General features: G+C 71.4%; 18 protein-coding genes. 10 read left to right on the top strand and 8 right to left on the bottom strand.

Annotated features, from left to right (window positions below):
* Positions 1-73: 73 nt before the first annotated feature.
* Positions 74-1,777 carry a sensor domain-containing diguanylate cyclase gene (locus E2170_RS05700; protein WP_132999623.1) on the top strand — a complete coding sequence of 568 codons (1,704 nt, stop codon included), beginning with the start codon at positions 74-76 and terminating at the stop codon, positions 1,775-1,777.
* A gap of 16 nt (positions 1,778-1,793) precedes the next feature.
* On the opposite strand, the gene E2170_RS05695 is transcribed toward E2170_RS05700, so the two are convergent.
* Complete coding sequence (locus E2170_RS05695) at positions 1,794-2,417, bottom strand: DUF998 domain-containing protein (RefSeq protein ID WP_243708064.1); 624 nt, start codon at positions 2,415-2,417, stop codon at positions 1,794-1,796.
* A 97-nt stretch (positions 2,418-2,514) separates the two neighbouring features.
* Here E2170_RS05695 and trxA point away from each other — a divergent pair, with 97 nt between their 5' ends.
* The 3 genes from trxA (at position 2,515) to E2170_RS05680 (ending at position 6,011) form a co-directional block, all read left to right on the top strand.
* On the top strand, positions 2,515-3,387 hold the full coding sequence (trxA, locus tag E2170_RS05690; RefSeq protein WP_132999622.1) for a thioredoxin: 873 nt from the start codon (positions 2,515-2,517) through the stop codon (positions 3,385-3,387).
* 3 nt (positions 3,388-3,390) lie between these two features.
* Positions 3,391-3,861, top strand: coding sequence for a DUF4442 domain-containing protein (locus E2170_RS05685; RefSeq protein ID WP_165942169.1), 471 nt, complete (start codon positions 3,391-3,393; stop codon positions 3,859-3,861).
* A gap of 74 nt (positions 3,862-3,935) precedes the next feature.
* Positions 3,936-6,011 carry a bifunctional serine/threonine-protein kinase/formylglycine-generating enzyme family protein gene (locus E2170_RS05680; RefSeq protein ID WP_132999620.1) on the top strand — a complete coding sequence of 692 codons (2,076 nt, stop codon included), beginning with the start codon at positions 3,936-3,938 and terminating at the stop codon, positions 6,009-6,011.
* Between the two features lie 6 nt (positions 6,012-6,017).
* Here E2170_RS05680 and E2170_RS05675 read toward each other — a convergent pair whose 3' ends face one another.
* Positions 6,018-7,454 (bottom strand): DEAD/DEAH box helicase, encoded by a 1,437-nt coding sequence (locus tag E2170_RS05675; protein WP_132999619.1) that lies wholly within the window; start codon positions 7,452-7,454, stop codon positions 6,018-6,020.
* Between the two features lie 209 nt (positions 7,455-7,663).
* On the opposite strand from E2170_RS05675, the gene E2170_RS05670 reads away from it, so the two are divergent.
* The 3 genes from E2170_RS05670 to E2170_RS05660 all read left to right on the top strand — a co-directional run bounded on the left by E2170_RS05670 (position 7,664) and on the right by E2170_RS05660 (position 13,905).
* Positions 7,664-9,526: a monovalent cation:proton antiporter-2 (CPA2) family protein gene (locus E2170_RS05670; RefSeq protein ID WP_132999618.1), complete on the top strand. Its 1,863-nt coding sequence runs from the start codon at positions 7,664-7,666 to the stop codon at positions 9,524-9,526.
* 139 nt (positions 9,527-9,665) lie between these two features.
* The gene (locus E2170_RS05665; protein ID WP_207914945.1) at positions 9,666-11,747 is read left to right on the top strand and encodes a M13 family metallopeptidase; all 2,082 of its coding nucleotides are present in this window, start codon (positions 9,666-9,668) and stop codon (positions 11,745-11,747) included.
* A 151-nt stretch (positions 11,748-11,898) separates the two neighbouring features.
* Positions 11,899-13,905 (top strand): M13 family metallopeptidase, encoded by a 2,007-nt coding sequence (locus E2170_RS05660; protein ID WP_132999616.1) that lies wholly within the window; start codon positions 11,899-11,901, stop codon positions 13,903-13,905.
* On the opposite strand, the gene E2170_RS05655 is transcribed toward E2170_RS05660, so the two are convergent.
* Together E2170_RS05655 and E2170_RS05650 are read right to left on the bottom strand one after the other, a co-directional pair.
* The gene (locus E2170_RS05655; protein ID WP_132999615.1) at positions 13,906-14,559 is read right to left on the bottom strand and encodes a rhomboid family intramembrane serine protease; all 654 of its coding nucleotides are present in this window, start codon (positions 14,557-14,559) and stop codon (positions 13,906-13,908) included.
* 67 nt (positions 14,560-14,626) lie between these two features.
* The gene (locus E2170_RS05650) at positions 14,627-14,971 is read right to left on the bottom strand and encodes an MGMT family protein (protein ID WP_132999614.1); all 345 of its coding nucleotides are present in this window, start codon (positions 14,969-14,971) and stop codon (positions 14,627-14,629) included.
* 40 nt (positions 14,972-15,011) lie between these two features.
* On the opposite strand from E2170_RS05650, the gene E2170_RS05645 reads away from it, so the two are divergent.
* Positions 15,012-15,422, top strand: coding sequence for a hypothetical protein (locus E2170_RS05645; RefSeq protein WP_132999613.1), 411 nt, complete (start codon positions 15,012-15,014; stop codon positions 15,420-15,422).
* A 22-nt stretch (positions 15,423-15,444) separates the two neighbouring features.
* On the opposite strand, the gene E2170_RS05640 is transcribed toward E2170_RS05645, so the two are convergent.
* Positions 15,445-16,572, bottom strand: coding sequence for an inorganic phosphate transporter (locus E2170_RS05640; protein ID WP_132999612.1), 1,128 nt, complete (start codon positions 16,570-16,572; stop codon positions 15,445-15,447).
* 10 nt (positions 16,573-16,582) lie between these two features.
* Positions 16,583-17,209: a DUF47 domain-containing protein gene (locus E2170_RS05635; protein WP_132999611.1), complete on the bottom strand. Its 627-nt coding sequence runs from the start codon at positions 17,207-17,209 to the stop codon at positions 16,583-16,585.
* A gap of 258 nt (positions 17,210-17,467) precedes the next feature.
* Between E2170_RS05635 and E2170_RS05630 the strand changes: the two genes are divergently transcribed.
* Positions 17,468-18,778, top strand: coding sequence for a hemolysin family protein (locus E2170_RS05630; RefSeq protein WP_132999610.1), 1,311 nt, complete (start codon positions 17,468-17,470; stop codon positions 18,776-18,778).
* Positions 18,771-19,400, top strand: coding sequence for an exopolysaccharide biosynthesis protein (locus E2170_RS05625; RefSeq protein ID WP_132999609.1), 630 nt, complete (start codon positions 18,771-18,773; stop codon positions 19,398-19,400). The genes E2170_RS05630 and E2170_RS05625 overlap by 8 nt, the downstream gene beginning before the upstream one ends.
* Before the next feature lie 34 nt (positions 19,401-19,434).
* On the opposite strand, the gene E2170_RS05620 is transcribed toward E2170_RS05625, so the two are convergent.
* Entirely contained in the window at positions 19,435-21,564 is a 2,130-nt protein-coding gene (locus E2170_RS05620; RefSeq protein WP_132999608.1) for a putative bifunctional diguanylate cyclase/phosphodiesterase, read from the bottom strand.
* Positions 21,561-22,478 (bottom strand): phosphate/phosphite/phosphonate ABC transporter substrate-binding protein, encoded by a 918-nt coding sequence (locus E2170_RS05615; RefSeq protein ID WP_132999607.1) that lies wholly within the window; start codon positions 22,476-22,478, stop codon positions 21,561-21,563. The genes E2170_RS05620 and E2170_RS05615 overlap by 4 nt, the downstream gene beginning before the upstream one ends.
* Positions 22,479-22,512: the final 34 nt, after the last annotated feature.

The raw sequence follows: 22,512 nt of genomic DNA, 5'->3' as shown, positions 1-22,512 counted from the left end.
CGCCGCCGCCACGCGGCCACCACATGTCCGGCCATATAATAAATGGTTACGACTTCCCGATCCCGCCCCACCGATGTCGAACCCGTCACGCCTGCGTCCCTACCGCAGGGTCTTCTCGATCCTGGCGCTCCTCCTGCTCGTCGGGGTGGGCGCGGCGACGGTTTTCGGCGTGCGCCTGCTGGCCGGCAGCAACGAGCGCGTGGAGCAGAGCTATCGCGTGCTGGAGCGCATCGAAGCCGCCCGTGCCACGCTGACCGCGGCCCAGGCGGCAGGGCGCGGCTACCGCCTGACTTCGCACAGGGCGCTCCGCGGCGAATTCGAGCGCGTGGCTCCGGAGGCCGTGCGCGCCGCGCGCGACCTGGCGGAAGCGACCCGTGACAACCCCAGCCAGTACGAGCGCGCACGCGCGATCCATGAGCAGTCCTCGCGACAGGTCGCGCGGATGCAGGAACTCCTGGACCTGCAGGAACGGGAGGGGGCCGCCGCCGCGATGGGGGCCATGCGCGCAGCCGATCTCGTGGACCTCATGCACCGTTTCAACCAGCTCTGCGAGGAAATGCGCGCGGAGGAGCTCGACCTGCTCGCCCAGCGCCGCTCGGTGAACACGCGCAACGCCGCGGCGTTGTTGTCCTTCATCCTGCTGAGCCTCGGGGTGTCGCTGGCGACGCTGTGGGCGCTTCTGAGCAGCCTCTCGCGCGAGAACAGCCGCAACCGGAGGCTCGAGCGCGAGACCCGCGCGGCGCTCGAGGGCCTTCAGCGCTCCCAGGCCCTGACCGAGCGGCTGTCGGCGCAGCGCTGGGCGCTCAGCGAATACACCGGCATGCTGCAGAGCGCGCAGAACCTCGACGAAGCGATGGAGCTCACTTCCGCGACCTTCGAGCGGCTGTTGCCGCACCTGGGCGGGCAATGCTACCTGTCCCGCGCGTCCCGCGACTTCCTGGAAAGCAGGGCCGCCTTCGGCCAGCCCGCGATCGCCAGCAGCGATGCCATGCCGCCCGACGACTGCTGGGCGCTGCGCCGCGGCCAGCCGCACCACCTCAGCGGCGGAGCCGGCAACGTGCGCTGCGCCCACCTCGACCACGGCGCCTCGATGTCGGGCGTCTCGACCCTCTGCGTTCCGCTGACCGCCCACGGCGAGACCCTGGGCATGCTCCACGCCAGCGGCCCCGCCGGCGGCGGCGAGGATGACAACGATGCCGCCATCATCGAACTGCTGGGCGAGCAGCTGGCGATCGCCATCGCCAACCTCCGGCTGCGCGAGACGCTGCGCCAGCAGTCGCTGCGCGACCCGCTGACCGGCCTGTTCAACCGCCGCTACTTCGAGGAGAGCCTGCGGCGCGAAACCCTGCGCTGCGAACGCAAGCGCCTGCCGCTGGCCCTGCTGGTACTGGATGTGGACCACTTCAAGGCCTTCAACGACAGCCACGGCCACAGCGCCGGCGATGCCGTGCTCGCCCATGTCGGCCGCAGCATCGCATCGCTGGTGCGGGTGGAGGACCTCGCCTGCCGCTACGGCGGCGAGGAGTTCACCATCGTGATGCCCGAGGCCGGCGCGGAAAGCGCGGTGGCGCGCGCGGCGGCCATACGCCGGGCCGTGTCGCAGAGCACCATCGAACATAACGGACGCACGCTCGGACCGGTGACCCTGTCGATCGGCGTCGCCGCCTTCCCGCGCGACGGCGTGACCCCGGAGCTCCTGTTCGAGGTCGCCGACGCGGCGCTGTACCGGGCAAAGGCGGAAGGACGCAATCGCGTGATCGATGCCGGCACCGGCTGAGCATGCAGGCGCGGACTCAGCCGGCAGCCCGTTCCCTGCCGCGCCAGCCGGCCCAGGCCACCCACGCGAACCACGTGAGACACGCGATGCGCTGCGCCAGCGGTGCGGGCAGCCCGCCGACGGCCAGCCAGCCCGGCAGGAACACCAGTGCGCCAGCGCCGAGGTGTCCCAGCGCCAGCCACGGCCGGCGCGCACCCAGCGCCGCCGCCGACAGCGCCACCACGGCCGCGACGAAGGCGATCCCCCACAGTCCCCAGGCGACGCCATGCAGCCGGCCGCGGCCGGCATCCGGGCCGGCGGCATCGAGCGGCAGCAGACCCTGCGCCGCGAAGGCCAGCGCGGCGAGCATCGCGAGCATCCAGCCCAGGCGCGCAGGCAGGCCCGCCGTCGCCGGCAATCCGCCGCGACGCGCCACCGCGACCGACGCCGCCAGCAGCCCCGGCAGCACGAAGCCCAGCAGGTTGAACGCGGTCGCCCGCGGCACCCCGGCCGCGCCCAGCAGGGCGACCGGCCAGGCCGCATGGTCGTAGCCTTCGAGCGCGGCGCCGAAACCCGCCAGCGCCAGCACGAAGCACGCGCCCGCGGCAAGGCCTGCGATGCGCATCGCAGCTGTCGACCAGCCGACCGTCGATCCCGCCATGCACGCAGTTCCCGGCAAAACCGGCATCCTCGCCCCCACGGCTTGCAAACGGCAAGCACTGGCACAATCTCGGGTTGACCGCAGAACGGATCGAACCATGTCCCCCACGCCAGCCAAACCACACGCCTTCGACGCCACCGCCGACAATTTCGAGGCCGAAGTCCTCGAACGTTCGCTGCAGGTCCCGGTGCTGATCGACTTCTGGGCCGAATGGTGCGGCCCATGCAAGACGGTGGGCCCGATCCTGGAAAAGCTGGCCGCCGAATACAACGGCGCCTTTGTGCTGGCGAAGATCGACGTCGACCGCGAGCAGCAGCTGGCCGGCGCATTCCAGATCCGCTCGATCCCGACCATCATCCTGGTCAAGGGCGGGCAGCCCGTGGACGGCTTCCCCGGTGCCCTGCCCGAGGGCCAGCTGCGCGAGTTCCTCGCCGGCCACGGGATCGTGCCGGCGGAAGCCGCGCCGGAAGAGCCCGAAGCCGAAGCCGCGCCCGCCGACCCGCACGCCGAGGTCCAGCGCCTGCGCGGTGAAGCCGAGGCCGCGCCGGACAACGACGGCCTCAAGCTCGACCTCGCCGTGGCCCTGCTTGCCACCGGCGCCACCGACGAGGCCTCCCGCCTGCTTGACGCCCTGCCCGCCAACCTCGCCACCGACGACCGCGCGCTGCGCGCCCGCGCCGCGCTCGGCTTCGCCGCCCTGCTCGGCGACGCACCGCAGGCCGCGGCGCTCGAAGCCGCGATCGCCGCCGACCCGGGCGACCTGCGCGCCCGCCACCTGCTCGGTGCCCGGCACATGGTCGAGGGCCGGCACGAGGCCGCGTTGGAGCAGTTCATGGAGATGCTGCGCCGCGACCGCGGCTTCGAAGACGGCCTGCCGCGCAAGGCCCTGATCGAAGCGTTCCGGGTGATCGACGATGCCGCCCTGGTGTCCCGCTTCCGGCGGCAGATGTCCTCCCTGCTGCTCTCCTGAGCCGTGCGCGCCTCGACCCTGTGCCGCGGCATGAACCTGTGGCCGCCGTTCCTGTTCGCCGGCATCCGCATCACCCGGATGGACGAAGATTTCCGCCACGCCCGCGTGGAGCTTCGCCAGCGCTGGTACAACCGCAACTACGTCGGTACCCACTTCGGCGGCAGCCTGTTCGCGATGACCGATCCGTTCTGGATGCTGTTGGCCATGCGCTCGCTCGGCCGCGACTACTTCGTCTGGGACCAGGCCGCCGAGATCCGCTTCCTCAAGCCCGGCCGCGGCACCGTGCGCGCGGACTTCGACCTGGGCGAGGACGTGCTCGAGGCCATGCGCGCGGCCACCGACGGCGGCGCCAAGTACCTGCACTGGTTCGATACCGACGTCGTCGACGATGAGGGCGACGTGGTCGCGGCCGTGCGCAAGCAGGTCTACGTGCGCCGCAAGCCGGCCAGCCGCGACCGGAAGCCTGGCTCGTGACCGCCGTCGCAACACCGTTCATCCCATCGTCGCGCCGCAGGGCTATCCTCGACAGCGCCTGAGGGGGGCCCGGGATGACGCAGCACCAGCCGCACCGCGACGACCAGCCGTTGCCGGAGATCTCCGGCTACCGAATCACGCGCGTGGTCGGCGCCGGGGGCATGTCGACCATCTACCTGGGCGAGCAGCTGTCGCTGGGCCGCGAGGTCGCGATCAAGGTCATGCTGCCCGAGGCCCTGGGCGACGAAGTCAGCCGTCGCCGCTTCGAGAACGAGGCCCGCACCGTGGCCCGCCTCGACCACCCGAACATCGTCGGCATCCACGACGTCGGCCGCACACGCGACGGCCTGCCCTACTACTCCATGCCCTACCTCGCCCGCGGCCACCTCGGCCAGCGCGACCTGCGCGGCAACGAGTACGCCGCGCGCGCGATCCTGCGCGGCCTGCTCTCGGCGCTGCAGTACGCGCATTCGCGCGGCATCGTGCACCGCGACGTCAAGGCCGAGAATGTGCTCTTCGACGACAGCGGCCGCCCGCTGCTGGCCGACTTCGGCATCGCGCTGCGTCGCGGCTACGGCTCGCGCGTGACCACCGCCGGCCTGGCCGTGGGCAGCACCGCCTACATGCCGCCCGAGCAGGCCCGCGGCGAAGGCGTGGACGCGCGCGCCGACCTCTACAGCGTCGGCGTGCTGGCCTGGGAGATGCTGGTCGGCACCCTGCCCTACAACGCCGCCGACGCGCTGTCGATGGCGGTGATGCACGTGCAGGACCCGATCCCGCGCCTGCCGCGGAGCCTCCGCCACTGGCAGCCCTTCATCGATCGCGCGCTGGCCAAGTCGGCCGGGCGGCGCTTCAGTGATGCCGCGCAGATGCTGGACGCCCTGGACCGCATCCCGACGCAGGGTCGCCGCGGCGTCCGCGGCATGCTGGACGACCTCGGCGACCGCCTGCGCGCGCTGCCGGCACGGGCCTGGATCGGCGCCGGCACGGTGGCGATCGCAGCGGTGGTCGCCGGCACCTGGCTGGAGCAGCGCGACGCGGCACCGGCGTTCTACCGCGCGGAGGGCGCCACCGGCACCGCCAGCGCCGGCACTGCGGCCACCCCGGAAGGCATGGCGGGCGCGACGACAGGGGCCCTGGCCAAGCCCCCGATCAGTCCCGACGATGCCCTGCTCCGCGCTGCCCCGGCCTCGGACGCCGAGCGCTGGCTGGTCGCAGCAGAGCGCCAGCTGCGCGCCGGCCGATTGATCGCGCCCGCCGGCGACAACGCCTACACCAGCCTGCTCAACGCCTGGCAGGCGGATGCCGGGCACCTGCGCCTCGGGCCGGCCATCGACGCCCTGATCGCCGGGCTCGCGGCCAAGGCCGAGCGCGACTTCGCCTCGGGCAACCCCGATGCCGCGCGCACGGCGCTGATGCAGGCCACCCAGCTGGCGTCGCGCACCTCACGCGCCGACGGGCCGGCGCTGCGGGACTTCAGGGATCGCATGGGCAAGGCGGTCGCGGCCGGGGTCGCGCGAGCCGCAGGCAACTACGATCGCGCCATGGCCCTGGACGCAGTGGAGGCCGCGCGCAGGATGGGCCTGGGCGCAACCACGATCGCCCGGCTGGAAACCCAGGCCCGCGCGATCCCCCTCCCCGGCGAGCGCCTGGGTGGCGACGGCATCGACATGGTCCTGGTGCAGCAGGGCGGCATCCGCCTGGGCGCGATGCGCCGCCCGGTCAGCCGCGACGAATACGCGGCGTTCGCCGACGCCACGGCACGCCCGCCTGCGCGCTGCCGCGAGCGTGCATCGCTGCTGCGCGTGGTCGCGCCGCGGAACTGGCGCAACCCGGGCTTCGAGCAGAAGGGCGGCGACCCGGCGGTCTGCGTGTCTTGGGAAGACGCCAGCGCGTATGCGCGGTGGCGGGGCCAGGCCGATGGCCTCGGTTATCGGCTGGCCACCTCATCGGAGTGGTCGCGTCTGCCCGCGGCCAGCAGCGCACGCAACGTCTCGGAATGGAACATCGACTGCAGCGGCAGCTGCACGCAGCGGGTCGCCAGCGGCGCCAGCTGGCGCGACGAATCCGCCGCGCCGGCCGGCCGCGAAGCCGAACGCGGCTATGACGACGTCGGCTTCCGGCTGGTCCGCGACCTCGGCGCGGACTGAGCGCCCTCAGGCGCTCGAACCACCACCCCGGCGGCCACCGCGGCCGCGACCGCCACGACCGCGTCCACCCGGCGCCTTGGGGCCGGCATGCGCGTGCGCCGCCGGCGGCTGGGCCTTGCCGTGCCCGCCCTGGCGGTGCCCCGGCTTGCCCGGTGCCCGCGACGGACGCCGCTCACCGGCGGCCTGGTCGCCGCTGGCCTGCGGCGCGCCGCGGCGCTGGCCGCCGGCACGCTGGCCCGCCGGGCGCTGGCCGCGACCGCCCTGCGGCGGCATCGGCGCGTCCAGGCGGATCGGGCGGCTCGGCTCGTAGCCGGCCACCACGTCCATGCGGATCTCGCCCTTGAGCATCTTCTGGATCTGGTTGAGCAGCGCGCCCTCTTCCGGCGACACCAGCGACAGCGCCTCGCCGCTGGCCCCCGCGCGGCCGGTGCGGCCGATGCGGTGGATGTAGTCCTCGGCCACCATCGGCAGGTCGTGGTTGATCACCAGCGGCAGGTTGGGAATGTCGAGACCACGGGCGGCGACGTCGGTGGCGACCAGGATCCGGGCGCGCCCGGCCTTGAACGCGTCCAGCGCCTTCTGCCGCTGCGCCTGGCTCTTGTTGCCGTGGATGGCGACGGCCGGCAGCCCGGACTTGTCCAGCTGCTCGGCCAGGCGGTTGCAGCCGTGCTTGGTCTTGCCGAACACCAGCACCTGGTCGGCGTGGCGCGCGGACAGGATGTCGACCAGCAGGTCGCGCTTGCTGGCGGCATCGACCGGGTGCGCCCGGTGCACGATGGTCTCGGCGATGGTGTTCTGCGCGGCGACCTCGACCAGGCGCGGCTTGCGCATGTGCTCGATCGCCAGCGCCTTGATGCGGTCCTCGAAGGTGGCCGAGAACAGCAGGGTCTGCCGCTCCTTCGGCACCCGCGCCAGGATCCGCTTCATCTGCGGCAGGAAGCCCATGTCGAGCATGCGGTCGGCTTCGTCCAGCACCAGCACCTCGACCGCGTCGAGCTTGGCGTGGCCGGCGTCCATGTGGTCGAGCAGGCGGCCCGGGCAGGCGACCAGGATGTCGACGCCGCGACGCAGGTTCTCGATCTGCGGCTGCATGCCGGCGCCACCGAAGATGGTGGTGACGTTCATGCGCAGGTGGCGGCCGTACTCCTTGAGGCTGTCGGCGACCTGCACCGCCAGCTCGCGGGTCGGCACCAGCACCAGGGCGCGCGGCTTGCGCGGGCCCTTGGGCGGGGTCTCCTTGGACAGCCGCTGCAGCATCGGCAGGCCGAAGGCGGCGGTCTTGCCGGTGCCGGTCTGGGCGGCGCCGAGCAGGTCCTGGCCGTCGAGCACCATGGGGATGGCCTGGGCCTGGATCGGGGTGGGAACGGTGTAGCCGCTCGAATCGAGCGCGCGCAGCAGCGCGGACGAGAGCCCGAGGCTCTCGAAGGTCCGGGTTTCGGACATGGGTTGGAACTCCTGGTTCGCGGCTTGCCCGGCGCTTTCCGTGATCCGCGCGGCGGGCAATGGATTTGACGGCTGCCGGAGGTTCCGGGCCGTGTCTGCGCGACGAGAGGCGTGCGGGAGTTAAAGGGCCGGGGCGCCAGGGGCGGCCGCGGCGGGGCAATGACCGGATAACGGGCTGCCGTGCGCGAACCGGTGCATGATACGGGAACATGGCTGAACCCGACACCTCGCAACTGTTCCACGTCGTCGTCCTGCTGGCCGCGGCGGTGGTCGCAGTTCCCCTCTTCCGGCGCCTGGGCCTGGGCTCGGTGCTCGGCTACCTGGCCGCGGGCGTGGTCATCGGCCCCTTCGGCTTCGCCCTGTTCGCGCGTCCCGAGGCGATCCTCCACGTCGCCGAACTGGGCGTGGTGCTGTTCCTGTTCGTGGTCGGCATGGAGATGCGGCCCTCGCACCTGTGGGCGCTGCGGCGGCAGATCTTCGGCCTGGGGCCGCTGCAGATCGGCGCCTGCGGCCTGGTGCTGACCGGCTGCGGGCTGCTGCTGGGCCTGACGCCGCCGGTGGCCTTCATCGCCGCCTTCGGCTTCGTGCTCACCTCCACCGCGATCGTGATGCAGATGCTGGCCGAGCGCGGCGACATCGCCATGCCGCGCGGCCAGAAGATGGTCTCGATCCTGCTGTTCGAGGACCTGCTGATCGTGCCGCTGCTGGCCCTGGTGGCGTTCATGGCCCCGGCGCAGGCCGGAGACGCCGGCGGCTCACGGCTGCTGTCGGTCGCGATCGCCGCCGGCTCGCTGGCGGCGCTGGTGGCCGCGGGCCTGTTCCTGCTCAACCCCCTGTTCCGGCTGCTGGCCGCGGCGCGGGCGCGCGAGGTGATGACCGCCGCAGCCCTGCTGGTCGTACTGGGTGCGGCGCTGCTGATGGAGATGGGCGGGCTGTCGATGGCGATGGGCGCCTTCATCGCCGGCGTGCTGCTGTCCGAATCCACGTTCCGGCACCAGATCGAGGCCGACATCGAGCCCTTCCGCGGCCTGCTCCTCGGCCTGTTCTTCCTTGCCGTGGGCATGTCGCTGGACCTGGCGGTGGTCGCCGCCGACTGGCGCTTCGTGCTGATGGCGGTACCGCTGATGATGCTCGCCAAGGCGCTGTGCATCTATGCCGTGGCGCGCGTGCTGCGCACCGGCCACATCGATGCCGTGGACCGCGCGGTGCTGATGGCCCAGGGCGGCGAGTTCGCCTTCGTGCTGTATTCCGCCGCGCAGGCCGCCGGCGTGCTTCCGGGCGAGATCAACAACGCCATGACCGCGGTGGTGGTGCTGTCGATGGCGCTCACGCCCCTGGCCGCGATCGCGACCCGGCGCGCCAGGCGCCGCGACAGCGAACCGGTGCCGGACGGCGTGGAGCCGGCCTCGGGGCAGTCGGGCAGCGTGCTGATGATCGGATTCGGCCGCTTCGGCCAGGTCGTCAGCCAGTCGCTGCTGGCGCGCGACGTCGACGTCACCATCATCGACAGCGATGTCGAGATGATCGCCAGCGCGGCCCGCTTCGGCTTCAAGGTCTACTACGGCGACGGCACCCGGCTCGACGTGCTGCACGCCTCGGGCGCCGGCAGCGCGCGCGCGATCGCGGTCTGCGTCGACGACCGCGTCGCGGCCGACCGCATCGTGGAACTGGCGCAGTCGGCATTCCCGCAGGCGCGGCTGCTGGTGCGCGCCTACGACCGCGCGCACAAGCTGGGCCTGGTCGCGGCGGGGGTGGATGTCGCCATCCGGGAGACCTTCGCCGCCGCCCTGCAGTTCGGCGAGGCCGCGCTGCGCGAGCTCGATGTCGACCCCGAGGAAGCCGCGCGGGTCACCGCTGAGGTGCGCAAGCTGGAAATCGAGCGCTTCGAGCTGGAGCGGTCCGAAGGCATCGGCGCCGGCGCGGGGATGATGCGCAACAACACCACGGGCCCGCAGCCGACCCCGCTGGTGCGGCCGCGGCGGCAGGCGAAGGTGATCGGTGCCGACGACGGGGAGCCCGCCGCGGACACCCCCGGGGATGCGGATGTCCCGGGCGCCCCGCCCCGCCTATGACCTTCAACACCCCCCGTTGGCCCGCCACAGGCGTAAATTCGACGCCCGGCCCGCCCGCAGGGGCGGCCGTTCCCCTTTGACCAGGCCCCTCGGGGGCGGAGTTCGCATGAGTCACCTTTCCAAGCACGCACCCAGGTTCCTGCTGCTGTCGCTGGCGGTCGCCACCGCCCTCGCCGGCTGCCAGCGCGACGCCGCCCCGGCGGCCGACGCCAACGCGGGCGCCGCCGCCCCGGACGCGCCCGCCTACACCCTGGACGAATCAAAGCTGCCTGACGTCAACCGCTTCCAGGCCAGCGACTTCGACGCCAACGGCAACGCCTGCACCGACTTCGGCGCCTACGTCAACGGCACCTGGCTGGCCGCCAACCCGGTGCCGGGCGACCGCACCTCCTGGGGCGCGTTCGAGATGCTCGACGAGCGCTCGCAGGCCATCCAGCGCCAGCTGGCCGAGCAGGCCGCGGCGATCGAGGGCGCCACCGGCGTGGAGAAGATCGTCGGCGACATCTGGGCCACCGGCCTCGACGCCGAGGCCATCAATGCCCAGGGCATCGCGCCGCTGGAGCCGGAGCTGGCCGCCATCGCCGCGCTCGACGCCCCGGAGAAGATCGCCGACTACCTGCGCACCAGTGCCGCCAAGGGCCAGTTCACCGTGTTCGGCTTCGGGCCGGAGGCGGACTTCATGGATTCGTCCATGAACATCGGCTACGCCGTCCAGGCCGGCCTGGGCCTGCCCGACAAGACCTATTACTTCGACGCCGACAAGAAGGACAAGCTCGAGGCCTACCAGGCGCACGTCGCCAAGGTGCTGGAGCTGTCCGGCGTGCCGGCCGCCGAGGCCGCGACCCAGGCCGCCGACGTGGTCGCGTTCGAGACCCGCCTGGCCAAGGTGTCGAAGTCGAGCGAGGAAATGTCGCGCGACGTCAGCCTGTACTACAACCCGGTCAGCCCGGCCGACGCCGATGCGCTGGCGCCGAACTTCCCGTGGACGAAATTCTTCGAATCCCAGGGCCTGGCAGTGCCGGAGAAGTTCTCGCTGGCGATTCCCGACTTCCACGCCGAAGTCAGCGCCATGATCGCCGACGTGGCCCCGGCCACCTGGCAGTCCTACCTGCGCTTCCACACCGTCGACGGCGCCGCGCCGTACCTTGCCGACGCCTTCGCCGAGGAGAACTTCAACTTCTACTCCGCCACCCTGCGCGGCCAGAAGGAGATGAAGGAGCGCGGCAAGCGCGTGCTCGACACCATCACCCGCCAGACAGGCGAAGCCTTGGGCCAGATGTACGTCGATGTCGCCTTCTCGCCCGAGTCCAAGGAGCGCATGGAGACCCTGGTGGCGAACCTGAGCGAGGCGCTCAAGGTCCGCATCGAGAACCTCGACTGGATGTCCGACGAGACCAAGGCCAAGGCGATGGAAAAGTGGGCCAGCTTCACGCCCAAGATCGGCTACCCGGACAAGTGGCGCGACTGGTCGGGCCTGGCGACCTCGCGCGACAGCTACCTGGGCAACGTGCTGGCCGCCAACGAGTTCAACTACAAGTGGAGCCTGTCCAAGGTCGGCAAGCCGGTCGACAAGACCGAGTGGGCGATGCCGCCGCAGATGGTCAACGCCTACTACAACCCGCTGCAGAACGAGATCGTGTTCCCCGCCGCGATCCTGCAGCCGCCGTTCTTCGACGCCAACGCCGACGACCCGCTCAACTACGGCGGCATCGGCGCGGTGATCGGCCACGAGATGACCCACGGCTACGACGACCAGGGCAGCCGCTTCGACGCCACCGGCAAGTTCCACAACTGGTGGACCGAGGCCGACGCCAAGGGCTTCCTGGGCCGCACCGACAAGCTCATCGCCCAGTTCAACGCGTACGAGGCCGCTCCGGGCCTGCACGTCAACGGCAAGCTGACGCTGGGCGAGAACATCGCCGACCTCGGCGGCCTGGCCACGGCCTACGACGCGATGAAGAAGGCCACCGAAGGCAGCGAGGACCCGATGGTCGAGGGCCTGACCCGCGACCAGCGCTTCTTCGCCAACTGGGCGACGGTGTGGCGCCGCAACTTCACCGACGAGGAGCTGAAGGTGCGCATCGCCACCGATCCGCACGCGCCGGCGAACTTCCGCGCGATCGGCGCGCCGTCGAACCTGCCGGCCTTCGCCGCCGCGTTCCAGTGCGCCTCCGGCGACGCGATGGTGCGCGGGGACGATGCCAAGGTCGTGATCTGGTAAGCGCCAGCGTCGGCTCGACGAGGAAGGCCCGGCCAATGCCGGGCCTTTTTCGTCTGCGACGCACATCACCGTTCAGCATCCCTGGCCAGGCATCGCCTCCGAAGGCCTGCCCGCTTGCTAGACTTCCGCGGTCATTTCGCCGGATTCCACGATGCCCAAGCACAGCCCCCTCGTCCTCGCGCTCACCGCCAGCCTCGCCTTCGCCGTGGCGGCCCCCGACGCCGACGCCCAGCGCCGCGCCGCCGCGCGCGCTCCGGCCGGGCCGACCGCCTGCGGCGACTACTTCGCCTTCGCCAACAAGGACTGGCTGGCGGCCAATCCGGTGCCCGAGGCCGGGGCGCTCTCCGCCCTTGGCGAACTCCGGGCGCGCGCGCTCGAGCAGCAGCGCGAACTGCTGTCGACCTCGATGAACGCGCCCCAGGGCAACGTGCAGAAGCTGCTCGGCGACTTCTGGGCCAGCGGCCTGGACGAGGCCGCGGTCGAGGCCGACGGCGCCAATCCGATCGCGCCCCTGCTCGACCGCATCAACGGCATCAGGCGCGCGAAGGACATCCCGCCGGCGATCGCCGCGCTGCACCAGGTCGGCATCCCGGTGCTGTTCAACTTCAGCGCCGACCTCGACCTGGCCGACCTCGACCGCCACATCGGCTACTTCGCCCAGGGCGGCACCGGCCTGCCCGACCCGGCCTACTACACCCGCGAGGACGCCGACTCGCGCGCCCTGCTCGGCCTGTACAACAACTACGTCCGCAGCATCCTGGCCCTGACCGGCACCGCCGAGGCCGACCTCGAGGCCGAATCGCAGCTGGTGATCGACCTCGAGACCCGCATCGCCCGTGCCTCGCGCCCGATCGCCGACCTGCGCGACCCGCGGCGCAACTATGCGCTCGTCCCCACCGCCGACCTCGGCAAGAGCTACAAGCGCCTGCAGCTTGGCGACTTCCTCGCCGCCCAGGGCGTGAGCGACGACAGCGTCTCGATCGCCAACCCCGAACTGTTCGCCACCCTGGACGGCCTGGTCGGTTCGCTCAAGCCGGCGCAGTGGAAGACCTACCTCCGCTTCCAGGTCGGCGACGCGATGGCGCCCTACCTGTCGAAGGGCTTCCGCGACGCGGCCTTCGGCTTCCGCGGCCAGGTGCTGCGCGGCGAGGCCGCGCAGCCGCCGCGCGAGCAGCTGGTGCTGCACGCCATCAACAGCGCCGCCGGACAGATGGTCGCGCGCGAATATGTCGGCCGCTACCTGCCCGAGGCCAACCGCAGCCGCGCCGAAACCATCGCCGGCGAGGTCCGCGACGCCATGCTGCGCGCGGTCGAGCGCGCCGCCTGGATGGACGACGCCACCCGCGCCGAGGCGCTGGCCAAGCTCCGCGCGCTCAAGATCGAAGTCGGCGCACCGGTGCGCGACATCGACTACACCGTGCAGCCGATGGGCCGCGGCAGCTTCGGCGGCAACATGCTGATCGCCTCCACCTGGCAGCGCCGCGAGGAGATGAAGCGCATCGGCCGCGGCAACGCCCAGCGCCGCTGGCCGCTGCAGCCGCAGGAGCCGGCGCTGGCCTACGACGCCGCCCACAACCGCCTGCTGGTCTCGGCTGCGGTGCTGCAGGCCCCGGTGCTGGACCTGAGCCGCGACGGCGCCGCCCACTACGGCAGCTTCGGCGCCCTGGTCGCGCACGAGCTCAGCCACGCCGTCGACGGCAAGGGCCGCCACGTGGCGGCCGACGGGAGCATCCGCGACTGGTGGACCCCGGTCGCCGATGCCGCATGGACCGACCGCCTCAACGCCCTGTCCGCGCAGTACGGCGGCTACGACTACCCGGGCATCGCGGGGCGCAAGCTCAACGGCAGCCTGACCCGCGAGGAGAACGCCGCGGACCTGGCCGCGGTCGAGATCGCCTGGGACGCCTTCGCCCAGGCCCAGCCCGAGGCGTCGAAGGAAGGCCGGGAGGCGTTCTTCGCCGCCTGGGCCAGCCTGTGGAGCGAACAGCTGTCCCCGGCCGTGGCCGAGCAGCGCGCCGGCACCGCCCTGCAGGCCCCCGGCCAGTGGCGCACGAACGGTCCGCTGGCCAACCTCCCCGCTTTCAGCGAGGTCTACGGCTGCAAGGCCGGCAATGCCATGTTCCGCAAGGACGAGGAGCGCATCGGCATCTGGCGCTGATCAGAAGCGGCGCGCGCGCGGGCGGCGGCCGAACGGCCCCTGCCCGCGCCAGTGCCGGATCATCAGCCAGCCGAACAGCATGCCGCCCAGGTGGGCGAAGTGGGCCACGTTCGCCTGCCTCCCGGTGAGCCCCATGAACAGCGTGATCACGCCGAACACGATCACCAGCGTGCGCGCCTTCATCGGGATCGGCGGAATCAGCAGCATCACCCGCTGGTGCGGGAACAGCATGCCGTAGGCCAGAAGCAGGCCGTACACGCCGCCCGAGGCACCCACGGTCGGGTACGGCATTCCGCCCTGCGCAACCGACCAGCTCGCTACGCCCAGCTGGCAGAGGCCGGCGCCAGCCACGCAGACCAGGAAGTAGGTCAGGAAGCGCTTCTGGCCCCAGGTGTATTCAAGCTGGGCACCGAACATCACCAGCGCCAGCATGTTGAACAGCAGGTGCGCGAGATCGCCATGCAGGAAGCCGTAGCTGAGCAGCTGCCAGGGCATGAAGCCCGGCAGGCCCAGTGCTCGGACATGCGCGTCGATGCCCAGCGGCCACAGCATCAGCGGCGCGAATACCGCGCTCGGCAGCAGCGCCTGCAACAGGAACACGACGGCATTGGCGATCAGCAACGCCTTGGTGACGGGCGGGAGATTGGTCAGCATCCGGGGTCCTTGCGCGAACGGGGCCAATGATAACGGTTGCAACGCGGCCGCCGGCCCGCGACTGCCATCAGTCCGGCCCCCAGACCTCGGCGTCCAGCGCATCCGCCCCGCGCTGCGCCCGCGCCACGTGCACCCGCCCTTCCACCACCTCCACGCCCTCGGCACGCAGGCGCGCGGCCTGCTCCCGCCAAGCCTCGGACTCCGGCGGGAACGCGATCCGCCCGTCGCTGCGCAGCACCCGGTGCCAGGGCATGCGCGGATCGTCGCTCGCGGCCAGCAGCCGCGCCACCCAGCGTGCCCGTCCGGGCAGGCCGGCGCGGCGCGCCACTTCGCCATAGCCGGCGACCTCCCCGCGGGGGATCGCGCGGACGGCGGCGAGGATGCGCGCGGCCGGATCTGGGGGTGTCGGCATTGCGCTAGGATAGCCACACGTCCGCACCGCGGGTGCCGCCATGCAGAACTTCGAGCAGGTCCGCCGCCACCTGGCCTCCAACGGCTTCCGGACCACGGTCAACGAGGCCTTCGTGGTCGGCGTCGAGCTCAGCCTCGACAACGGCCGCCGCCACCAGTCGATCTTCCTCTCCGAACTCCAGGACGACGACGGTCGCGGCTATCTCCGCGTGAGCACCGCGGTGGCCCCGATCACCGGCATCGACGCGCGCCGCGCCCTGGCCTTCAACTGGGACAGCCGCGTGGGCTACCTCGCGATCGGCCGGCTCGACGACGTGCCCTACCTGCAGCTGTGCGAGAACCGCCCCTACGACGGCCTGGACGCCGCCGAGGTCGGCCGCCTGGTGCTGGAGATCGGCGGCATGGGCGACCGCCTGGAGCGCATGCTCAGCGCCGACGGCGACCTGCTGTAGCCCGGCAGACGCCGCTTCGGGCTCAGAGCAGGCCCAGGGAACCCAGCAGCCGGTACAGACCGTAGGCGATCGCGCCCGACATCGGAATGGTCAGCACCCAGGCGCCGATCATCTTCTCGACCACGGTCCACTTGATGGCATTGAGGCGCTTGGCCGTGCCCACGCCCATGATCGCCGACGAGATGTTGTGGGTGGTCGACACCGGGATGCCCAGCGACGAGGCCGCCAGAATCACCGAGGCCGCGCTGGTCTCGGCCGCGAAGCCGTGGATCGGATGCAGCTTCACCAGCTTGTGGCCGAGCGTCTTGATGATGCGCCAGCCGCCGGCGGCGGTGCCGGCGGCCATCACCAGGGCGCAGGTGATCTTGATCCAGGTGTCGATGTCGCCTTCGGCCAGGGCGCCCTCGGAGGGATGCAGGAAGGCCAGCCAGCCCGGCAGCGAGTCCAGCGTGCCCGCGGACTGCGCGCTCACCAGCGCCAGCGCGATGATGCCCATGGTCTTCTGTGCATCGTTCATGCCGTGGGCGAAGCCCATGCCCGCGGCGCTGACGATCTGTGCCTTGCCGAAGAAGCCGTTGACCCAGCGCGGCCGCGCGATGCGCGCGAGCAGGCCGCCGCTGCGCGCCATCATCGAGATCACGAAGAACAGCACGCCCATCATCAGGAAGCCCGCCGCGAAGCCCAGCAGCGGTGAACTGACCATCGGCACGATCACCTTCCACAACACGCCGGCGCTGCGGTAGACCGGCTCGGCCGGCTCCGACCAGATGATGGCGTCCCAGTTGTTGGAGGTCGCCGCCAGCGCCGCGCCGATCAGGCCGCCGATCAGGGCATGCGAGGACGAGGATGGCAGGCCGAACCACCAGGTGATCAGGTTCCAGGTGATGCCGCCCAGCAGCGCGCACAGGATCAGCTGCGAACCGACCTCGACCACGCCGGCGTCGATCAGGCCCGAAGCAATCGTCTTGGCCACGGCGGTGCCGGCCAGGGCACCGATCAGGTTCATGCCCGCGGCCAGGCCCACCGCCTGCATCGGCGACAGCACCTTGGTCGCGACCACGGTCGCGATCGAGTTGGCGGTGTCGTGGAAGCCGTTGATGTACTCGAAGGTCAGCGCGACCAGGATCACGACCAGCACCAGGGTGAGCATGGCGCCGGCCTCAGCTGTTCTTGAGCACGATTTCGTAGGCCACCACGCCGGCCTCGCGGCAGCGGTCGATGGCCTTCTCGAGGATCTCGAAGAACTCCTTGAGCAGGAACATCTGCTGGGCGTCGAGCCGGCCGGAGTAGATGTCGCGGTAGAGCTCGAGCATCAGGCGGTCGGCCTCGTTCTCGATCGAGCGCAGTTCGTCGTTGAGCGCCTTCATCGGCTCCAGCTTCAGCTGGCGCAGCTGCTTGACCATCTTCACCACCACGCCCGCGGCCTGCTCAAGCATCGCCGCGCGCGGCGCGAAGTCGATGTGCTCGAGGTGGCGGGTGGCCAGCGAATAGCGGTCGGCGAACTTCTCGATCTGCTTGGGAATCTTGTACAGCGCCGAACCCAGGGCCTCGATGTCCTCGCGCTCGATGGGCGTGATGAAGCTGTCGACCAGGGCCTGGCTGATCTTGTCCGAGGCCTCGCGCTCACGCAGGCGGGCCAGCTTGAAGGCGTCCAGCGCCGGCTGGCGGTCGGCCTCGCGCAGCATCTGGTGGAGCGCGGTGGCGGCGTCCAGCGCGGCCTGGGCGGCCTCCTCGAGCAGCGTGTAGAACTGCTTGCCTTGGCCGAACATGGTCTGCAGGGAAAACATGGGCGCGTCGCCTCTTCGCGGGATCCAGGGGTCTGCCCGGGCTCGCGGGCTGCGGAATTATGACGGCAAGATGACGGCACGCCCACCCTTTTCGCCGCCGGGGGCCCCGCCCGGGCCTGCTATGATCCCGCCGTGCGCCCCGCGCACCTGGCCCCGGACCCCCATGGAAGACGACCCTAGACCGCCCTCCCGCACCTGCGGGATCGCCCGCTCCACCCCCGGATCGAGGCACGACCAGGCCACCGGGAGACCCCGGCGATGATCGAGCTGCTGCTGATCATCTTCCTCCTGATCGCCTGCAACGCCTTCTTCGCGCTGTCGGAGATGTCCGTCGTCACCTCGCGCAAGCCCCGGCTGAAGCAGATGGCGGCCGACCAGCGCAGCGCGCGCAAGGCGCTGGAGCTGGCCGAACACCCCGAGCGCTTCCTGTCCACCGTGCAGGTGGGCATCACCCTGGTCGGCATCCTGTCGGGCATGCTGGTCGGCGACGCGCTGGGCACCCTGATCGCGGCCTGGGTCGAGCTGCGGCTGCCGGTGGCCGGCGCCTACGCCGGCACCATCGGCAAGGTGGTGGCGGTCGGCCTGATCACCTACTTCACCATCGTCTTCGGCGAGCTGGTCCCCAAGCGCCTGGCGCTGCTGGCGCCGGAACGCCTGGCGAGCCTGGTCGCCCTGCCGATGCACGGGCTGTCGCGTGCCGCCACCCCCGCGGTGTGGCTGCTGAGCGCGTCGGTGCGCGGGCTGCTGAAGCTGATGCGCCTGGGCGACACCGAGGCCGCGCACGTCACCGAAGAAGAGATCCGCCTGCTGGTGAGCGAAAGCCACGAGCAGGGCGTGATCGACGCCGACGAGCGCAACATGATGAACCGCGTGCTGGCGCTGGGCGACCGCGACGCGGAAAGCCTGATGACGCCGCGCACCCGCATCGCCTGGCTCGATGCCGCCGAAAGCCTGGAAGAGAACCTGGCCACGATGCGCGAGACCCCGTTCTCGCGCTATCCGGTGTACCGCGGCAGCGATGCCGAGGTGGTCGGCATCCTCGAGGTCAAGTCGCTGATCGACCGCCTGCAGGCCGGCCAGTTCGACCTGTTCGAACACCTGCGCGAGCCGCTGTTCGTGTCCGAATCCACGCCCGCGCTGAAGCTGGTCGAGATCCTGCGCGAGGAGCAGCAGTCGCTGGCCCTCGTGGTCGACGAATACGGCGACGTGACCGGCATCATCAGCGTCAACGACGTGCTCGAGGCGGTGATCGGCCGCACCTCCAGCGGCGAGGGCGCCGACGCCCATCCGCTGGTGGTCGAGCGCGATGACGGCTCGCTGCTGGTCGACGGCGGCCTCAACGCCGACTCGCTGCGCGAACTGCTCGACGGCAAGCCGCTGCCCGATGGCGACGACCGCGATTACAACACCGCCGCCGGCATGACCATCGCCCACTTCGGACGCATCCCCGGCGTTGGCGAGCACTTCGAATGGGCCGGCTGGCGGATCGAAGTGGTCGACCTCGACGGGCCGCGCATCGACAAGCTGCTGCTGCAGCGGATCGACGCCGAGCCTGCCGGCGATGACTGAGCACCACCGGAAGCCGCCCGCGGCGAGTGCGCGCGCGGTGCTCGCCGCGCTGGCCGCGGGGCCGGAGGGGGAAGTCGTCACCCTCGGCTCGGTCATCGAGGGCCTCGGCGGCAGCCTGTTCGGGATGCTGCTGTTCATCGCCACCCTGCCCGCCTTCCTGCCGATCCCGGGCGTGGCCGGGGCGCTCAGCGGCCCGCTGGTGAGCCTGATCGGGCTGCAGCTGCTGGTGTTCATGCGCCGGCCCTGGCTGCCGCGGATGATTTCCGGACGCGGCCCGAAGCGCGGGACGCTGGCCCGCTTCGAACATCGTGTCTCGCCCTGGCTGCTGCGCCTGGAGCGCGTGGTCAGGCCGCGCCTGCCGGCGATGATCGACCACCCGCTCGCCCGCGCGTTCACCGGCCTGCTGCTGGTGCTGCTCGGGATCCTGCTCGCGCTGCCGATCCCGTTCACCAACTACCCGCTGGGCCTGTTGCTGCTGGTGGCCGCGCTGGCCCTGGTGGAGCGCGACGGCCTGCTGATGGTGTTCGCCTGGATCGCGGGCACCGTGGCGGTCGCGGTTCTGGGCGTCACCGGCGGCACGCTTGCGACGCTGGCGGCGGAATGGGCCGCCCGGCTGTTCTGACTACGCGCTGCAGCCCGGACGACAGGCCCGTGGCTCAGGACAGCAGGCCGCGGAAATCGTGCCCGGTCATGGGATGGCCGAGCCAGTAACCCTGGGCCAGGTCGCAGCCGCGTTCGCGCAGCACGTCGTACTGCCCTTCCTTCTCCACGCCCTCTGCGACCACGGTGATGCCAAGCGAGTGCGCCATCGCGATGATCGCCGTGGTCAGCGCCAGGTCGTCGGGATCGCGCAGCACGTCGGCGACGAAGCTGCGGTCGATCTTGACGCCGTCCACCGGCACCCGGCGCAGGTGGCTCAGGCCGGAGAAGCCGGTGCCGAAATCGTCGAGCCAGACCTTGACCCCGGCGTCGCGCAGCCGTGCGAGCAGGCTGCTCACCCGCACCTCGTCGCCGATCACCGCGGTTTCGGTCAGCTCGATGTGCAGGCCCTCGGCGGGCAGCCCGGTCTGGGCCAGCATCTGGTCGACCAGCGCGGCCAGGTCGCCGCTGCGCAGTTGCCGCGGCGAGACGTTGACCGAGACGAACAGGTCGCTGCCGGGGAAGTCGCGGCGCCACTGCATGGCGTCCTCGCAGGCCGCGCGCAGCACCTGCGGGCCCAGGGTCTCGATCAGCCCGCTCTGCTCGGCGACATCGATGAACACCGAAGGCGCGATCGCACCCTGCTCGGGGTGCTGCCAGCGCAGCAGGGCCTCGGCGCCCGCCAGGCGCCGGTCCTCGAGCCGGTACACCGGCTGGTAGGCCAGACTGAGCTCGCCGCGCTCCCAGGCGCCGCGCAGGTCCTGCTCCATGCGCACCCTGCGCTCCACCGCCTGGTCCATGGCCCGGCTGTAGAAGCGGTGGCAGTTCTTGCCGGCCACCTTCGCCTGGTACATGGCGATGTCGCCGTTCTTCATCAGCATGGCGGCGCTGACGGCATCGTCGGGGAACACGGTGACGCCGATGGAGGTGCCCAGGAACACCTGGCGCCCGCCGACCACGATCGGCCGGTTGAGCTCGGCGACCAGGGTCTCGGCCAAGTGGCCGGCCTCGTCGCGGATGCCGTCGCCGCTGTACGGGGATTCCGCCAGGATCACGAACTCGTCGCCGCCGAAGCGCGCCAGCACCGCGCCCTCGCCGCCCAGCCGGTCCACGGTCTCGCGGATCCGGTTGGCGAACTGCACCAGGACCTCGTCGCCGGCGTCGTGGCCAAGGGTGTCGTTGACCCGCTTGAAGTCGTCGATGTCGGCGAACAGCAGCGCCAGCTGGCGCCCGGCGCCGTGCAGCTCCATCAGCCTGCGGTCCAGCGCCTCGCGGAAGGCCAGACGGTTGGCCAGGCCGGTGAGCGAATCGGTATAGGCCATGCGCCGCATGTCGCGGTCGTGGCGGGCGATGCTCTCGCGCATGCGGCCGAAGGCACGCATCAGGTCGCCGACCTCGTCCCGGCGCTGGCTGTCGGGGAGCTCTGCGATGAAGTTGCCGGCCTCGATCTCGCGGGCGGCGTCGGCCAACTGGCGCACCGGACGCACCAGGGCACGCTGCACCAGCACGCCCAGGCCCACCGCCAGCAGCACCAAGCCGGCCATCAGCGCCACGATCCAGCCGGCGTGGCGCTGGCCGATGACCTCGAGCCTGCCGCCCATGCTGGCGGCCGCGCGCCGTTCGTCATCGGTCACCGAGGCCAGCGAATAGCCCATCCGCAGCCCGCCCAGGCGGACTTCGCCGATGTACAGCGGCACCGCCACGTCCAGCACCGCGTCGCTCACCTGCACGTGCGGCGCGCGCGCGGTGACGACCTCGAAGGCCATCGGGTCGTCCATCACCTGGCCATAGGTGCGGATGTCGCGGGAGCCGTCGTGGATCACCGCGCCGTCGTTGTCGTAGACCACGGCATAGGCGACGTCGGGCTGCCGCAGCGCGGCGCGCAGGAGGACGCCGATCTCGTCGAGGTCGAAGTAGTACAGGGGATTGACCAGGCCACCGGCGAGCTCGACCGCGGCCGCCTCCGAGCGTTCGGCCAGGCGGTCGAAGGCCAGCGCGTGCATGGACTGCTTGCCGAGGTCAAGGACCTCGCTGCGCATCACTTCCTGGCGGTGCAGCACCACCGCCACCACCGCCAGCACCGCCAGCACCGACAACGCCAGCGCGGCCAGGAAGCGGGTGTAGAGTCCGTTGCCGCCGCCGATCATTCGATCACCGTGCCAACGCGCAGGACGCCGTCGCGCAGTACGTCGAGCGAACGCCGGGTGTCGGCATTGACGGGCAGGAAGCGCGTGGTGCCGAAGAATCGCTGCAGGGCCTCGCTGGCCGCCGGGTCGTTGGCGGCGTCGGCCAGGACCTCGCGCAGTCGCGCGGCGACCGCCGGATCCAGGTCGCCGCGCACCATCTCGAGGGCGCGCGGGTACTCGTCGGTGACGTGGAACACCATCAGGTCCTGGCGGTAGCTCTCGGGCATCCGCTGGACGCTGTCCCAGTCGAGGTTGCTGAAGGCGCCGGCATCGACCAGGCCCTTGTGCACCCAGGTGGAGACGTTGAGCTCCGAGCGCGCGAACAGATAGCCCACCGAACCTTCGGCCGGGCGGTCGAAGGGCGACAGCAGGATCTCCATGTCGAGCCCGCGGCCGATCAGGGTCATCGCCGGGACGAAATAGGCGCTGGTCGAGGCCGGGTTCTGGAAGGCGATGCTGTGCCCGCGCAGGTCCTCGAGGCTGTCGATCCCGCGGTCGCGGCGGGCAATGAACACCGTGTGGTAGGCGCCCACCCCACTGCGTTCGGTCAGCAGCAGCGGCCTGGCCCCGGCGCGCGCCTCCAGCGCCATCGCGCTGGCCGAGGTCTCGGTGACCCAGTCCACGCGGCCGCGACGGAGGTAACTCTCCATCTGCTTGCTGTCGCGGGCCATCAGCACCCTGCCCTCGCGGATGCCGACATCGGACATGCGCGGCACGACGTAGTCGAGCAGCTGCTTGAGCTGGCCGTAGTGCGCGGCGGGGTCGTCGCTGATGCGGCCGAGGACCAGCACGCCGGGCTCGGCGGCGGCCGGGGCGCCCCAGGCGGCGATCGACGCGACCATCGCGGCCAGCATCAGGCGGAAGCGGCGGGGCATCGGGAAGCGGCTCGGGCTCGGCGTGCGGACGTTG

Source organism: Luteimonas arsenica, from assembly GCF_004352825.1.
GTDB classification, from domain to species: domain Bacteria; phylum Pseudomonadota; class Gammaproteobacteria; order Xanthomonadales; family Xanthomonadaceae; genus Luteimonas; species Luteimonas arsenica.
Note: the sequence above shows the minus strand (reverse complement) of the source record. Positions and strands in the feature narration are given on the sequence as shown.

Coding starts and splice junctions, on each gene's coding strand:
- E2170_RS05700 (WP_132999623.1), top strand. CDS start 74: ATGTCGAACCCGTCACGCCTGCGTCCCTACCGCAGGGTCTTCTCGATC.
- E2170_RS05695 (WP_243708064.1), bottom strand. CDS start 2,417: ATGGCGGGATCGACGGTCGGCTGGTCGACAGCTGCGATGCGCATCGCA.
- trxA (WP_132999622.1), top strand. CDS start 2,515: ATGTCCCCCACGCCAGCCAAACCACACGCCTTCGACGCCACCGCCGAC.
- E2170_RS05680 (WP_132999620.1), top strand. CDS start 3,936: ATGACGCAGCACCAGCCGCACCGCGACGACCAGCCGTTGCCGGAGATC.
- E2170_RS05675 (WP_132999619.1), bottom strand. CDS start 7,454: ATGTCCGAAACCCGGACCTTCGAGAGCCTCGGGCTCTCGTCCGCGCTG.
- E2170_RS05670 (WP_132999618.1), top strand. CDS start 7,664: ATGGCTGAACCCGACACCTCGCAACTGTTCCACGTCGTCGTCCTGCTG.
- E2170_RS05660 (WP_132999616.1), top strand. CDS start 11,899: ATGCCCAAGCACAGCCCCCTCGTCCTCGCGCTCACCGCCAGCCTCGCC.
- E2170_RS05655 (WP_132999615.1), bottom strand. CDS start 14,559: ATGCTGACCAATCTCCCGCCCGTCACCAAGGCGTTGCTGATCGCCAAT.
- E2170_RS05650 (WP_132999614.1), bottom strand. CDS start 14,971: ATGCCGACACCCCCAGATCCGGCCGCGCGCATCCTCGCCGCCGTCCGC.
- E2170_RS05645 (WP_132999613.1), top strand. CDS start 15,012: ATGCAGAACTTCGAGCAGGTCCGCCGCCACCTGGCCTCCAACGGCTTC.
- E2170_RS05640 (WP_132999612.1), bottom strand. CDS start 16,572: ATGCTCACCCTGGTGCTGGTCGTGATCCTGGTCGCGCTGACCTTCGAG.
- E2170_RS05635 (WP_132999611.1), bottom strand. CDS start 17,209: ATGTTTTCCCTGCAGACCATGTTCGGCCAAGGCAAGCAGTTCTACACG.
- E2170_RS05630 (WP_132999610.1), top strand. CDS start 17,468: ATGATCGAGCTGCTGCTGATCATCTTCCTCCTGATCGCCTGCAACGCC.
- E2170_RS05625 (WP_132999609.1), top strand. CDS start 18,771: ATGACTGAGCACCACCGGAAGCCGCCCGCGGCGAGTGCGCGCGCGGTG.
- E2170_RS05620 (WP_132999608.1), bottom strand. CDS start 21,564: ATGATCGGCGGCGGCAACGGACTCTACACCCGCTTCCTGGCCGCGCTG.
- E2170_RS05615 (WP_132999607.1), bottom strand. CDS start 22,478: ATGCCCCGCCGCTTCCGCCTGATGCTGGCCGCGATGGTCGCGTCGATC.